The sequence below is a fragment of the Vibrio sp. KUL70 genome (genome assembly GCF_059725515.1).
On the sequence record NZ_AP045835.1, the window covers coordinates 765,448 to 780,371 of the forward strand.

Below are 14,924 nucleotides of genomic sequence, written 5' to 3' on the forward strand. Positions count from 1 at the left end.
ATAAATCATGAGCAATAAGGTCATCCTTGTTGTTCTAGATGGACTGAATTATCAGGTAGCCCGCAATTGCATGGGCTACCTGAATGGTCTTCTAGAACTGAGTCACTCGCCTAGTAATCAGAGTGATTCACCAAGCCCATTGCAGGGCAAAATGCGCGCGACGCTTTATCCGATGCAGTGTGAACTGCCATCTATGTCACGCCCACTGTATGAGTGCATTCTCACCGGGGTTCGTCCTGTGGAGAGCGGCATCGTTAACAACCAGATTGTGCGTCTCTCCAATCACGAGTCGATCTTTAGCTTGGCAAAAACGCAGGGCAAAACCACTGCTGCGGCTGCGTATCACTGGGTGAGCGAGCTCTATAATCGTGCGCCATTCGATCCGGTTCGTGATCGTTTTACTCACGACGAGAGTTTGAACATTCAACACGGCTGCTTCTATCACTGGGACCACTACCCAGATGAGGCGCTGTTTCTGGATGCAGAGCACTTGCGCTTAACGTATCAGCCAGATTTCTTGCTGATCCACCCAATGAATATCGACGATATGGGCCACAAGCATGGACTGGACTCGCGCCAGTATCGCAATAGTGCGCGTGGTGCCGATATATTCCTATCGAACTACATTAAAGGGTGGATCGAAGATGGCTATCAAGTGATTGTGACCAGCGATCACGGTATGAACGACGACCTTTCTCACGGTGGCATTCTGGCGGAAGAGCGCGAAGTCCCGTTCTTTGTGATTGGCGATAAATTCACGCATCAAGAGTGCCAGATAAAGCAGACCGATATTTGCGGCACTGTGTGCCAACTCCTTAATTTAGAACACAATAAATCTTACACTCAGGAATTGTTAGCACTATGAGCAGTCCTGCCATTACCCAAAAATCGAATTCACTAAACGTAAACGCGTCGAAACCTAAGGCCTCTTCTTGGTTCAAACGCTTTAAGCCCGCTTTATGGTTGGCACCGTTCGCGCTGTTTTTCTACCTGTTTCAGCTAGCCCCTATGGTTTGGGTGCTGATTAACAGCTTCTTTTACGACGGCGAGTTGTCGCTCGAAAACTACACCGAGGTGTTTGATTCTGCTTTCATGATGCAAGCCTTTGGTAACAGTTTGTGGCTGTCCGTATGGTCGAGTGTGTTTGGTCTAGCGATTGCTACCTTATTGGTTTCTTCTCTGCGTCGCGTTGACTGCAAAATTCGCGACGGCGTGATCGCCTTTACCAACATGAGTAGCAACTTTGCCGGTGTACCACTCTCTTTCGCTTTCATCATCATCCTTGGTACCAACGGTGCGATAACCTTGTTGCTGAAGCAATATGGTCTATTGGGAGAGTTTGACCTCTACGGAAAGTGGGGCTTATTGGCGATCTATATCTACTTTCAAATTCCACTGGCAGTGTTGCTGTTATACCCAGCGTTTGATGCGTTGAGCGACGATTGGCAGGCAGCATCTGCATTGCTTGGCGCAAAGACGTGGCAGTACTGGCTTAAGGTTGGCTTGCCTGTCTTATCTCCAGCGCTATTCGGCACTTTTATTATTCTGATCGCCAACGCGATAGGCGCTTACGCCAGTGTCTATGCACTCACTTCTGGTAACTACAATGTCATTACTATTCGAATCGCGAGTCTGGTTTCGGGTGATCTGTTCCTTGAACCAAATCTAGCCGCTGCAATTTCTGTGATTCTGATGGCGATGCTGGCATTTATCACCGTGATTAACCAATGGCTTATCAGTAAGAGTTATGCAGGGAAGAAAAGCTAATGCAAAACGTTAATACTCGCTTTCATAAAACGGTGGTTTTCTCGATCGTTGGCATCATGATGATTCCAATTCTTGCCACGTTCGTGTACTCGCTGTCATCACGTTGGGGAGCAACTATTCTACCTGATGGTTTTACTCTGGATTGGTACGTTAGCCTACTGACGGACCCGCGCTTCCTACAAGCGTTTGGTCGTTCACTGTTTATCTGTATCGCGGCATTAGCACTGAGTGTGGTGCTGATTCTTCCGGCAATATTTGTGGTGTTCTACTATTTCCCGAAACTGGACAAAGTAATGAATATCATGATCTTATTGCCGTTCGCTGTGCCACCAGTAGTCTCTTCTGTCGGCCTGCTACAGCTGTATGCCGATAGCGAAATTGCACTTATCGGCACACCTTGGATCTTAATTGGTACCTACTTCACCATTGCGCTGCCATTCATGTATCGCGCTATCGCTAACAGCTTTCAGGCGATCAATCTGCATGATTTGATGGATGCCGCGCACCTGCTCGGCGCGAGCACCACAAAGGCTTTCTTATTGATTATTTTACCGAACCTGAAGAAGGGCTTGATGGCATCTCTATTCCTATCGTTCTCGTTCCTACTGGGTGAGTTCGTGTTTGCCAACATCTTGGTTGGAACACGCTACGAGACGCTACAAATTTATCTATACAACATGCGTCAGACCAGCGGCCACTTTACTTCAGCCTTGGTGATGACCTACTTCCTATTCATTTTCTTACTGACTTGGATGGCAAGTCGTTTTAGCCGTGGAGTCAAATAATGAGTTATGTAAACGCACACAATCTAACGAAAAGTTTCGGTGACAACACCGTTTTTGAAGACATTCAATTCACTATCGAGAAAGGTGAGTTTATTACCCTACTTGGGCCAAGTGGTTGTGGTAAATCAACCCTGCTACGTAGCTTGGCAGGGCTAAACCCAGTCGATGATGGTCAAATCTGGGTCAATGGTGAAGACATCACTCACCAAGCGCCACAGCAGCGTGGTATCGGTATGGTTTTTCAATCCTATGCATTGTTCCCAAACATGACGGTAGAGGGCAACATCGCCTTTGGTTTGAAAATGAAAAAGCTGGCTGGCGAAGCGATTAAACGTGAAGTAGCAAAAGTGATTGAGCTGGTGGACTTGAAAGGTAAAGAGACCTTCTATCCACATCAGTTATCAGGTGGTCAGCGTCAACGCGTTGCTCTAGCGCGTGCGTTGGTGGTGAAGCCGCGTATTTTGCTGCTTGATGAACCGCTTTCTGCATTGGATGCTAAGATCCGTAAGCACCTTCGTCAGCAGATCCGTGATATCCAAAAAGAGATGGATCTGACGACTATCTTTGTTACTCACGACCAAGAAGAGGCGATGATCATGTCCGATCGCATCTTCTTGATGAATAAAGGTGAGATCGTTCAGGCAGGTACACCTGAAGAGATCTACACTCAACCTGCCAATGAGTTTGTTGCAGGTTTTATGGGGCACTACAACTTGGTGCAGGCGAACAAAGCTAAGCAACTTTTTGATATCGATACCGATTGGAAGGTCGCGATACGCCCTGAATCCATTTATGTCAAAGAGCAGGGAAGACAGTATGGTGCACATATTTCAGCACCAAAAATGGGTACGATCCGTAATCATCAGCTGCTGGGTAACGTGATTCGCTATCAAGTTGATGTGGATGAGTGTGAGCTCACTGTCGACCTGTTAAATCGTTCTTCTGAGCGTCTAATGGCCAACGGTAGCCAACTAGAGTTGCTATTTAATTTAAACGAAATTCAGCCTGTGAGAGCCTAAGATGTCTAAGCCTTTGTATGTATTTGATATGGATGAAACCCTAGTCAACGGCGATGCTGCGATGATGTGGAATGAGTTCTTAGTCGAAAAAGGTATTGTGAGTGATGCAAGTTTTGTTGAAGAAGATCAGCGCCTTATGGGGCTTTACACCCAAGGTAAGCTGGATATGGAAGATTACCTGACATTCGCCATGCAGCCGCTTGCTGATATGACGACACAGCAAGTGAATGCCTTGGTTGAGGAGTGCGTTGACACCAAAGTTCTACCTAATCTGTTTAAGCAGACTCTGCCATTGATAGGGCAGCTAAAGCGCGATGGAATTGACATGCTGATCATCTCTGCGAGTGTGACTTTTTTGGTTGAAGTCGTAGGACAAAAACTCGGCATTCCTGAGGCACTTGGTATCGATCTGGTCGAGCAGCAAGGGCGCTACACCTCCAAAATAGAAGGCGTGCCGAGCTATCGAGAGGGTAAAGTGACACGCTTAGAGCAGTGGATTGCTGCGCAGCCGACAACGTACTCAGAGATTCATTTCTACACTGACTCGATCAATGATCTGCCGCTTTGTGAGTATGCGGATTATGCGTATTTGGTGAACCCATGCCCACGACTGAAGGCATTGGCCAACAGACCGAATTGGCAGACCTTGAATTGGGACTGATGCCGATTGTGGCCGCTTGAACAAAAAAACTCCGACATCGCGTCGGAGTTTTTTGTTTTTACATCGAGACAAAGCTTATGACTGAAAAGGGTTTTAGTCACCAAGAGGTTGCCGGTCGCCCCCTCCTCGGTAGGAGTCTAAAGCAACCTTCAAGCGGCGCAATTTATCGCGCGAGCGGTTCTTGTGATTGACTGCCATACCCATTGAAAGTACATCCACTAACGCTAGCATTGCGTAGCGAGACGCCGATGGTTTGTAGATGAAATCAGTTTCCATGTGCTTGATAGGTAACAAGATATCCGCAATGTTTGATAGTGGCGTATCTTGTGGCGTAATCGCGATGATCTTAAGTCCATATTGTTTCGCTAGTTCGGCAGTTTCGGTTATAACGGGCGTAAAGCCTGTCGCCGAAATCATCACCATCACATCATTGGCATCGGCTGTAGCGGCAACCATGCGTGACATTAAGCCATCGTTGTACGACACCACTGGATAGCCTAAACGAAACAGTCGGTGTTGCAGCTCTTGAGAGGCAATAGTTGAGCCGCCACCCATGCCAATAGCAATAATCTGTCTGGCGTTGTGTAGCCAGTTTACCGCGGTTTCAATGTCTTGTTCTTTGAACAGAGTGCGGTTGATGTCTAGGCTCTGCTTGATCGACTCGTAGATACCTTGATAGCCAGTTTGGTTCACAGGTTCGAGAATAAAGCGCTGGCCAACCGTTAGGGTTTGAGCAAGCTTGATCTTCATGTCACGTACGTTGTTACAGCCAATCGCCTTAGCAAAACGGGTAATGGTAGCTTCGCTCACTTGCGCGTTTTCAGCGAGTTCTGTAATGCTGGCTTTGGCGGCAAACTCAATGTCATCCATGATCAGCTTGGCGACTTTTTTCTCGGCATCACGAAGAGCGGGAAAACGCTCGGTTATCTGTGAAATGATATCTACTTCTAAACTCAAGAATCCTGATCCTTTGTTGATGGGGCTATGCCTTAGCCCCGTTAGTATATCTGAATGTTTGGCTGATTCTAGCCTATTGAAAAATCGAGCTAGAAGCAGGTCTCTACCCAGTTTGTTACCTGATAGTCGTCATCGCTGATAGCAATGTAACGCCACTTATCGAAAGTCAAACACGGGTGTGAGGTTGAGAACGCAATCATGTCACCCACTTCAATCTCTGAAGAACCGTCCGTTTCCACAAAGGTATGTTGATCCATCACGGCAGTCGCCGTCAGACCTTTTACTGAGATAGCGTCACCATCGCGATATCCGCGTTCAGCAATTGGTAAACCCGCATCAAAAGCCACATCACGTTTACCTAGCCCAACCACCAGTTTGGTTGGCTCAGGACGAGAGATAACATATGCCCAAACCTCAAGCGCCGACTCTAAATCCCCACCTAATTCACAGGCGTAACCTTGGTTTACCTGCGCTCGTTGCAACACCTTGCTTTGAGCATCTAGGTAGATCCCAGTATCGTGAATGGCATAGCAGCCTGGGCGGATTATCGCCAAGTAATCGGTTAGATTTGCCAAACATTCTGCCACCACATCATACCAAGCAGAACCTGCACCAGTGATGATTGGCTGCCCTGTGATCAGCCCATCTGATGCAAGGTTTTTGACAGAGCTTAGTGCTTGCTTTATGAAGGTACGAATATCTTGCTCGGCATTGTCACCATGAATCACCCCCTCATACACCTCAATACCCGTTAGCGAAAGCGCAGGCACGTCTTGAATGGCTTGCGCCAGCTCCAGAACTTCTTGTGGTGAGCGACAGCCGCAGCGTCCGCCTGGTACTCCAAACTCGATCAGAACTTTTAGCGATTGCTCGGTGTTAGCGAAGTGTTGACTCAATTGCTGCACGTTCACTGGTGAATCGACACAGCAGTAAAAGTCGACGTCGAATTCACGAATAAGTTGTTCGATGATCGCAATATTGGTTTTACCTACCAATTGGTTGGCCATGATGATTCTTTTTGCTCCCGCCATTGCTGCAACCTCTGCTTGTGCAGGTGTCGCAACAGTAATTCCCCAAGCGCCATTTTCTAGTTGCTGGCGAAAGAAATCAGGTGTCATCGATGTTTTACCATGTGGTGATAATTTCACCTGATGATGATCGGCGAATGATTGCATCCAATTCAGATTATTGGTTAAGGCTGATTGTTTGATAATTGCTACCGGAAGCGATATATCCTCATCGACCAGTCGATAAACGCCGTCCTCAGTTTGTGATATTGCTCTCCCTTTTTGGCCTTTTTCAGTCAAGACGAAACAATCTTTTTGATACTTTATAACATCTTTTTGCGCAGGGTTATGTTTCATTGCTGATTCCTAACATGATTTAAGTGATTGTTATTTAATGTTTAAATATATCTGTAATGTGTTTTGTGATAGAAACTATCACACAAATTAAAATATTATGTGTGTTTTGTCACTGAAAATCATCGGTTGGATTTTTAATATAGCTCCATCAAGAGAGTGGATTGAGAGAGTGAGAAATGTTGTTCGATACGATAATTAAAAATGTAGAGGTGTTCGATGGCACCGGCGAACAATCGTTTTGTGCCGATGTAGCAATCCGAGATGGAAAAATCGCCGAAATTGGCAGCATTGATCATGAAGATTGTGCCCAGTTGGTTGAAGGAGCAGGCTTAGCATTGGCTCCTGGATTTATCGATGTGCACACACACGACGACACCAACGTCATTCGTTACCCTGACTGCTTGCCAAAGATCAGCCAAGGTGTGACAACCGTGATTGTTGGTAACTGCGGTATCAGTGCGTCACCGACGGTTTTAGCTGGTGACCCTCCAGATCCTATGAACCTTTTAGGCGCGCAGGCTGATTTCAAATACCCAACCTTTGCCGCGTATGCACAAGCGGTGGAGCAAGCACAACCTGCAGTAAACGTCGCAGCCTTAGTGGGTCACACCACGCTGCGTAACCAAGTGATGGATGACCTGCAACGCACCGCAACAGAAGATGAAATTGCAGAGATGCAGAACAACCTTGATTTAGCGATGGAACAAGGTGCATTAGGTTTGAGTTCGGGCTTAGCTTACGCAAGTGCGAAACAAGCGAACGCAAATGAAGTGATGCAGTTAGCCAAAGTGCTGTCTAACCATGGCGGTATCTATACCACACATATGCGTACTGAATTTGAAGAGATCTTAAGCGCGATGGAAGAGGCGTTTGAGACCGGGCAATATGCAAAAGTGCCGGTTGTTATTTCCCACCTTAAATGTGCAGGTGCGGGCAACTGGGGTAGAACCGTTGAAGTGCTTGATTTGATGGACAAGGTTTCAGAGCACCAAGATGTGTCTTGCGACTGCTACCCATACTCTGCGAGCTCTTCGACATTAGATTTGAAACAGGTGACGGACGATTTCGACATCTTCATCACTTGGTCTCAAGCAAAACCAGAACATGCAGGCAAAACCCTAAAGCAAATTGCTGGTGAAATGAACCTACCATTGATGGACGCCGCGAAAGCGCTTCAACCAGCTGGTGCGGTTTATCACTGCATGGATGAGAACGACGTAAAACGTGTATTGAAATACAAGCTGACCATGGTTGGTTCCGATGGTCTGCCTAATGACCCGCATCCACACCCGAGACTGTGGGGTACTTTCCCGAAAGTGCTTGGTCACTACTGCCGAGATGAAAAACTGTTCGCGTTATCAGAAGCGATTCACAAAATGACCGGAATGTCGGCTAAACGCTACAACCTCGCGGGAAGAGGTGAAATTCGCCAAGGTGCATTTGCTGATTTAGTTTTATTTGATCCAAAGAATATTAAAGATACAGCAACATTTGAAAATCCTATTTCAGTTGCTGAAGGAATAGAAAGTGTATTTGTAAATGGTGAGCTAAGTTACCAGAAAGGAAAAGTAAGAAATAATCGTTCTGGTGTTTTTATTTATCGTAATTAATTGAATAAGCGAAAATAAAACGACGAATTAATTTAAATATATTGGAAATAAACCAATATTATCTATAAAGAAGTGGAGTTAAAAAATGACTATTAAACGTTACGGTGTTGAAGGCGGAACAGGTACAGGCGGACAACATTTACCATTTGCACGCGCAACGGAAGCAGGTGGTTTCCTATACGTTTCTGGCCAGACACCGATGACAGATGGTGAGGTAGTTGAGGGTGGCATTATTGACCAGTCTCGTCTAGCGATCCAAAACTGTGTCGATATCATGACTGAAGCAGGCTACGGCCTAGAAGACGTAGTACACGTAAAGGTTGTACTAACAGACTCTCGTTACTTCCAATCATTTAACAAGGTATTCAAAGAGTTCTTTGGGGCTAACCCACCGGCACGTATCTGCATGGTTTGCGACTTAGTTGTAGACGTGAAAGTTGAAGTCGATGTGACTTGCTACCGCGCTGATCGCGTTTAGTTATAACCTAATCACAATAACCGACTTAGAGAGTATTAGGGCGTAGTTATCCTTGTTATTATTCCTTAATACTCTCACCCTACTTTATAAAAATTACTTTAATTAAAATACAAAAAATAAAGTAATTATATGAAATATAAAATGAATGAATCATAAATAAAAGTTCAGGAATGAACTTAATATTTCACTGAGAGGTGTCAAATGAACAGCACTCTTTTTCTTACAGGCTTCGGCGTGTACGTATGTTTTTTAATTTGGTTAGGCTGGTTTGTCTCGCGTAATCAAAAATCTGGCGAAGATTTCTTATTAGGCGGCCGTGGCCTGCCACTATTTTTAGTACTTGGTACAACGGTAGCGACGATGGTCGGTACGGGTTCAAGTATGGGTGCGGTTGGCTTCGGCTACGCAAATGGCTGGGCTGGTGCTCTGTACGGAATTGGCGGTGCTGTTGGCATACTATTGCTTGCGTTATGGTTTGCTCCGGTTCGTAAGCTGAACTTCATGACAATGAGTGAAGAGCTCGCGTATTACGTGGGTGCTAACCGAATCGTGAAAAACGTGGTTGGCCTACTTATCTTCATCGCATCCATCGGCTGGTTAGGTGCGCATATTCTTGGTGGTGGCATGTACCTAGCGTGGATTGCTGACATTGACCTTAACCTTGCGAAGATCATTATTGCAGCGGCATTCACTATCTACGTTGTTATCGGTGGCTACACAGCAGTTGTATGGACCGATACTATCCAAGCAATCATCCTTTTTGCTGGCTTCATCTTGATGGCAGTGATGTCGGTGAACCACATTGGTGGCATGGATAACCTTTACGCTGCGATGGACCCTGCTGCTACGAGCTTTTTAGCAATCGATAAACTAGGTATTCTGCCTGCGGTTTCTCTGGCTGTGGTCATCGGTGTTGGTGTATTGGCAACGCCTTCATTCCGTCAACGCATTTACTCTGGTAAAGACGTTTCAACTATACGCCGTTCATTCGTAGCGTCTGGTGTGTTGTACTTCTTCTTCTCTATCATCCCAGCAATCATTGGTATGGCAGCACACGCTATCGACCCGACGCTGGATAACCCTAACTTCTCGTTCCCTTACATTGCAGCAACGGTACTGCCTGTTGGTGTTGGCATGATTGTTCTTATCGCCGGCCTATCTGCAACCATGTCGAGCGCAAGCTCAGATGCGATTGCTGGTGTGTCTATCCTGCTGCGTGACGTATACGTGATGTTCACAGGTCGTGTACCGAACAAAGAATCAATGATGAACTACTCTCGTTTAGCTTTGGTTGTGGTGATTGGTTTTGCACTGTTGTTTGCACTGACGTCAAACGACATCATTGGCTACATCACTAAGATGATTTCAACGGTTATGTCAGGCATGTTCGTGTGCGGTATGTTGGGTAAATTCTGGAAACGGTACAACTGGCAAGGTGCAATTGCAACGCTAGTGGGTGCTTCTGTGGCTTCATTCATCGTCATGCTCAACGCAGACCTCACTGCTTTCTGGGGTAATCCTGTGATTCCTTCTTGCCTATTCGCGCTCACAGCAGGTGTGGTCGTGAGCCTAGTGACTCCGGCTAACCAAATAACACCAGAAATGGCAAAAGCGATTCTTGATGACGAGCGTGCTCTGATGGAGATGGAAATGTCTGAGACTGGCGTGCTTGAAGAAGAAGCGGCACCTCAACGCCCTGCAAATCAAACAAGCTAAACCTAGTCTCCACAACTGGTTTGCTTAATTCAGGCCCTGTTTAGTGGCAGGGCCTTTTCACCTCGTTTATCTCTCTATTTTAGGATCGGCTATGCCTGTATCTTCTCACTTCAATATTGTTTTTTTTGGCGAATGTATGGTCGAAATCAGCGGCTCTCCATTAACCAAAAAGTTTGGCGGTGACACGCTAAATACCGCGCTTTACCTTTCTCGCTTAACTCAAAACAAAGACCTATCCGTGCATTACGCGACAGGTCTTGGTGGCGATGAACTGTCTCAAAATATGATTGATAGCTGGCAGTTAGAAGGTATTCAAACCCATTTCGTAGAGCGCATTGCGAACAAACTTCCAGGTCTCTACATGGTCGAAACCGATGAGACTGGTGAACGACACTTTCATTACTGGCGCAACGACGCGGCAGTCAAATCTTACTTCCAAACTGACGACCTGAATAAGCTTGAAATCGCGCTGACAGAGAAACAAGTCGACGCGGTTTACATCAGCGGCATCAGCATCGCGATTTTAGATGACACCTCACGTGAACGCCTTTTGAAGGCCATTGGTGTGTTCTCAAATCAAGGCGGTAAGGTGATTTTTGACAACAACTATCGCCCGCAACTTTGGACCACTGACCAAGCTCAACATTGGTACGCTAAGTTATTGCCTTTAGTAGACATCGCGCTGATCACTGAAGACGACGACTTGCTTGTATGGGGTAACTCAGAGAGCGTTCAACAACGCTGCTTGCGCTTGAGTTGCCAAGAGATCGTTATCAAGCGTGGTTGCGAGCCATGCAAAATCGTTCAGGTAGAAAGCGGCAAGGTAGTAGAAAGCTACGTATCAGCCACAGCTGTTGCGAACGTTGTTGATACATGCGCTGCCGGTGACTCTTTTGCGGCGGGTTACTTAGCGGCACGCTTAACGGGCGAGAGTGCTACCGAAGCCGCTGAACTCGGACACCAGCTGGCTTCTACCGTTATTCAATATTCAGGCGCCATTATCCCGGTAAGCGCTATGAACCACTTAATCAAAAAATAGAAAGATAAAGCGAAATTATTATGTCTCAAGAAATGATCAACACACTTAAGCAATTCAAAGTTATCCCTGTTATTCAAATCAACAAGGTGGAACACGCGATTCCACTAGCAAAAGTGTTAGTAGAAAACGGTCTACCAGTGGCTGAGGTGACCTTCCGTACCGAAGCGGCAGCGGATTCGATTCGTGCGATGCGTGATGCCTATCCAGAGATGTGTATCGGTGCTGGCACAGTATTAACCCCTGAGCAGATCGACCTTGCGAAAGAGGCGGGCAGTGAATTCATCGTAGCGCCTGGTTTGAACCCAAACACGGTTAAGCGTTGCCAAGAGATCGGCATGCCAATCGTTCCTGGCGTAAATAACCCAAGCCAAGTAGAGCAAGCGCTTGAACTTGGTCTTAACTTCTTGAAGTTTTTCCCAGCAGAAGCGTCTGGCGGCATCAACATGGTGAAATCTTTGCTAGCGCCATACGTTGATGTGTCACTCATGCCTACAGGTGGTATCGGCAAACACAACGTCAATGATTACTTAGCCGTTGATCGCGTGGTGTGCTGCGGTGGCACGTGGATGGTGTCTCCAAAGATGATCGAAAACGAGCAGTGGGATCAGATCGCGGTATTGGTTCGTGAAGCTGTTGAGCTTGTTAGCTAGTCATAAATTTGTGAGCTCATTCGTTTTTAACCAGGCGAGAGGCTTTTGAGCTCACTGTAACCAGCAGCAGTGGCTGATGGTTCTGTTTTGTGAATCGCCTCCGAGAAACCAAACAGAACCGCTCTTATATAGGAAAATTAATAATGAAAAAAACTATATTATCTCTATTGATTTCAGGTTCAGTAGTGTCCCCAATGGCGTTAGCAATGGCTCCGAATACCGATCTTAACTTAATGCCGTACCCTCAAACGGTTGAACTACAAGCAGGGCAAGTACAGGTCGACGGTAACTTCAAGGTTTACATCAAAGGCTTTAATTCTGATCGTGTTGAGTACACGGCGAAACGCTTTGTCGACCGTTTGGTACGCCAAACCGGTATCCCGATTCTGAATTGGCAGGTTGATAGCGCAGACGAAGCAAACCTGATCATTGATATTGACGCAACTCCAAAGTCTGAAATTCAGAACATCGACTCAGACGAGTCTTATAAGATTACCACTCAGGGCGAACAAATCACGCTGAGCGCCCCAAGTCCTTATGGCGCTATTCACGGTATAGAAACCCTTTTACAGCTCGTTGAAACAACAGCGACTGCCCTGCCGTTACAATTGTTGATGAACCTCGCTTCCGTTGGCGTGGCGTTTCCTACGATACCTCTCGTCACTTTATTGAATTTGATGTGTTGATTCGTCAGCTAGATGCGATGGCTTCTGCAAAAATGAACGTGTTCCATTGGCACTTCTGGGACGACCAAGGTATCCGCATTCAAACGGAATCTTGGCCGCGCCTATGGTCAGAAACTACCGATGGTGATTACTACACCAAAGACCAAGTTCGTTATCTAGTCGAGTACGCTCGTAACCTTGGTATTCGTGTGATTCCAGAAGTCTCACTGCCAGGGCACTCTTCTGCTGTGGCGCATGCCTACCCACACTTAATGTCGGGTGGCGAAGGTCAAAGTTATGACCAAGAGCGCGGCTGGGGTGTGTTTGAGCCATTGATGGACCCTCTAAACCCAGAGCTTTATGAAATGCTGGGTGATGTGTTTGATGAAGTGACCGAGTTGTTCCCAGATGAGTACTTCCACATTGGTGGCGACGAGCCGAATTACTCTCAATGGATCAATAGCGAAAAGCATCAGAAGTTTATTCAAGAGAATGGTATTGATGGTGAGCGAGGTTTGCAGTCTTACCTCAACGTAAGAGTTGAGAAGATGTTGGAAGAGCGTGGTAAGAAGATGACGGGTTGGGATGAGATCTGGCATAAAGATCTGCCAACTTCTATCGTGATTCAAAGCTGGCAAGGTCACGACAGTATCGGTCGTGCTGCCAAAGAAGGTTATGCGGGCATTCTGTCTACTGGCTATTACCTAGACCAGCCTCAGCCTACGAGCTACCACTATCGCAATGACCCTATGCCAACAGGTATCACGGTTGATGATAAGCTTCACAGCGGTGAGAAATTCGTGACTTACCAGTGGCAAAAGCCTCGTTCTAAAGGCAGTCCTCGTAAGGGAACGCTTACTATCATTGAAGCAAAAGACGGTACTTTCCGTGCGTTTAGCGATTACAACGGTAAGTCTCGTGAAGAGATCTACATCCTTGATTATGTGCCGGGCAAAACCTTTGTCGGTCACTTCGATAACTTCATGTCTTACACTGAGTTCAACCTGAACCTCAATCCAAATGGCTTCTCTGAGGGCAGTTATCAATTGATTGGTAACGTGCGCTGGCCAACCACAGGTGAAGTGATTGCGAGTAGCGATATTGAAGGTAGTGTCATCCCTGAGCCTAATGGTGGTTACCCTGCTGAGCTTACCGACAAAGAAAAAGAGTTGATTCTGGGTGGTGAGATTACGATATGGCTTGAGAACAAAGACAGCCTCACGGTAAAACTACTTATGGCCTCGTAGCTACGCGATTGCAGAACGTTTCTGGTCGGATGCAGAACTGACCGATGAGCGCAGCATGTACAAACGCATGAAAGCGATGGACACATGGTCGGAAATCTCAGTCGGTCTGCGTCACCACGCGGATGCAGATATGTTGCTGAAGCGTATTGCCAGAGGCCAAGATATCCAAGATCTTCGTATTCTTTCAAAGTACACCGAGCCAGCACAATACTATGCTCGTAACTGGGAGAAGTGGAACTCAACAGAGCCTAAAGGCACTTTGTACAGTCAATACGAGCGCCTAAATCGCTTTGTTGATGCGCTGCCAGTAGAAAGCTACGCGGTGTATGAGATGCAAGAGTTGGTCAACGAAGTTGCGACAGGCAATCAACAGGCATTGGAGCAACTTACAGAGCATTATCAGCAAGCAAAATCGGCTGCACTTGCCGCTAAAACTATTTTTGCTGCCAATGTCTCTTCGGTAGAGACCGTGGTGGTGGCAGAGAAAACGGTCGACGTTGCTGATCTGGCGTTAACCTTGATTGCTAAAGCGAAAGCGGGTGAGCAAGTTCGTGAAGCAGACGCGAATGCCTACCAAGTTATCCTATCTGATGCTGCGAAGATCTACGATGAATCGATCATTGCGATTGTTCGTCCAACGGAGCGCTTGTTAAACCACTTAAATCAGTAACGCTTCTCCAAGATATATATGAATTTAGCCGCCCAATGAGTCGTTGGGCGGCTTTTTTTGTCTGTAATACTCACACGATTGGAAGTCGCGTCCTTGCTCGTAAAATGACCAAGTTACGCCCAAAACTATCGAGTAATAAACATCATACCTCAAATCTTTATAGTTTTTATTTAGAGGTCAAATTATTAATTAAGGTGTTGTTTTTAATTGAAATTGTGACTTTTTTGAGAGCCGTTCGTATCCATTTTATTAAAATAATCATTTGAACCCTAACTAGTTTTCTGTCATTTTATAAT

Annotated in this window: 12 protein-coding genes and 1 pseudogene; 11 read left to right on the forward strand and 2 right to left on the reverse strand. The window is 46.2% G+C overall.

Annotated features, from left to right (window positions below):
• The first annotated feature begins 7 nt into the window (after nucleotides 1–7).
• The 5 genes from AC6I7V_RS17480 to AC6I7V_RS17500 are packed head-to-tail and all read left to right on the forward strand — an operon-like array spanning nucleotide 8 to nucleotide 4,232.
• The gene (locus AC6I7V_RS17480) at nucleotides 8–865 is read left to right on the forward strand and encodes an alkaline phosphatase family protein (RefSeq protein ID WP_498011727.1); all 858 of its coding nucleotides are present in this window, start codon (nucleotides 8–10) and stop codon (nucleotides 863–865) included.
• Nucleotides 862–1,767: an ABC transporter permease gene (locus AC6I7V_RS17485; protein ID WP_255232238.1), complete on the forward strand. Its 906-nt coding sequence runs from the start codon at nucleotides 862–864 to the stop codon at nucleotides 1,765–1,767. The genes AC6I7V_RS17480 and AC6I7V_RS17485 overlap by 4 nt, the downstream gene beginning before the upstream one ends.
• Nucleotides 1,767–2,552 carry an ABC transporter permease gene (locus tag AC6I7V_RS17490; RefSeq protein ID WP_255232237.1) on the forward strand — a complete coding sequence of 262 codons (786 nt, stop codon included), beginning with the start codon at nucleotides 1,767–1,769 and terminating at the stop codon, nucleotides 2,550–2,552. Before AC6I7V_RS17485 ends, AC6I7V_RS17490 begins: the two co-directional genes overlap by 1 nt.
• Complete coding sequence (locus AC6I7V_RS17495; RefSeq protein WP_498011728.1) at nucleotides 2,552–3,571, forward strand: ABC transporter ATP-binding protein; 1,020 nt, start codon at nucleotides 2,552–2,554, stop codon at nucleotides 3,569–3,571. Before AC6I7V_RS17490 ends, AC6I7V_RS17495 begins: the two co-directional genes overlap by 1 nt.
• A gap of 1 nt (nucleotide 3,572) precedes the next feature.
• The gene (locus AC6I7V_RS17500; RefSeq protein WP_498011729.1) at nucleotides 3,573–4,232 is read left to right on the forward strand and encodes an HAD family hydrolase; all 660 of its coding nucleotides are present in this window, start codon (nucleotides 3,573–3,575) and stop codon (nucleotides 4,230–4,232) included.
• Nucleotides 4,233–4,325: 93 nt separating this feature from the next.
• Here AC6I7V_RS17500 and AC6I7V_RS17505 read toward each other — a convergent pair whose 3' ends face one another.
• The gene (locus tag AC6I7V_RS17505) at nucleotides 4,326–5,189 is read right to left on the reverse strand and encodes a MurR/RpiR family transcriptional regulator (protein WP_498011730.1); all 864 of its coding nucleotides are present in this window, start codon (nucleotides 5,187–5,189) and stop codon (nucleotides 4,326–4,328) included.
• 89 nt (nucleotides 5,190–5,278) lie between these two features.
• The gene (locus tag AC6I7V_RS17510) at nucleotides 5,279–6,553 is read right to left on the reverse strand and encodes an amino acid deaminase (RefSeq protein ID WP_498011731.1); all 1,275 of its coding nucleotides are present in this window, start codon (nucleotides 6,551–6,553) and stop codon (nucleotides 5,279–5,281) included.
• Nucleotides 6,554–6,729: 176 nt separating this feature from the next.
• Here AC6I7V_RS17510 and AC6I7V_RS17515 point away from each other — a divergent pair, with 176 nt between their 5' ends.
• From AC6I7V_RS17515 to AC6I7V_RS17540, 6 genes and pseudogenes are all read left to right on the forward strand, one after another.
• On the forward strand, nucleotides 6,730–8,163 hold the full coding sequence (locus AC6I7V_RS17515; protein WP_498011732.1) for an N-acyl-D-amino-acid deacylase family protein: 1,434 nt from the start codon (nucleotides 6,730–6,732) through the stop codon (nucleotides 8,161–8,163).
• 85 nt (nucleotides 8,164–8,248) lie between these two features.
• Nucleotides 8,249–8,641: a RidA family protein gene (locus AC6I7V_RS17520; protein WP_008216122.1), complete on the forward strand. Its 393-nt coding sequence runs from the start codon at nucleotides 8,249–8,251 to the stop codon at nucleotides 8,639–8,641.
• Between the two features lie 201 nt (nucleotides 8,642–8,842).
• A complete protein-coding gene (locus tag AC6I7V_RS17525; protein ID WP_498011733.1) occupies nucleotides 8,843–10,357 on the forward strand; it encodes a sodium:solute symporter family protein in 1,515 nt (504 codons plus the stop codon).
• Nucleotides 10,358–10,448: 91 nt separating this feature from the next.
• Nucleotides 10,449–11,396, forward strand: a complete 948-nt coding sequence (locus tag AC6I7V_RS17530; RefSeq protein ID WP_498011734.1) for a sugar kinase — start codon at nucleotides 10,449–10,451, stop codon at nucleotides 11,394–11,396.
• Nucleotides 11,397–11,416: 20 nt separating this feature from the next.
• Nucleotides 11,417–12,046: a bifunctional 4-hydroxy-2-oxoglutarate aldolase/2-dehydro-3-deoxy-phosphogluconate aldolase gene (locus AC6I7V_RS17535; protein WP_076650568.1), complete on the forward strand. Its 630-nt coding sequence runs from the start codon at nucleotides 11,417–11,419 to the stop codon at nucleotides 12,044–12,046.
• Nucleotides 12,047–12,189: 143 nt separating this feature from the next.
• A pseudogene (locus AC6I7V_RS17540) lies at nucleotides 12,190–14,628 on the forward strand (family 20 glycosylhydrolase).
• The last annotated feature ends 296 nt before the right edge of the window (nucleotides 14,629–14,924 follow it).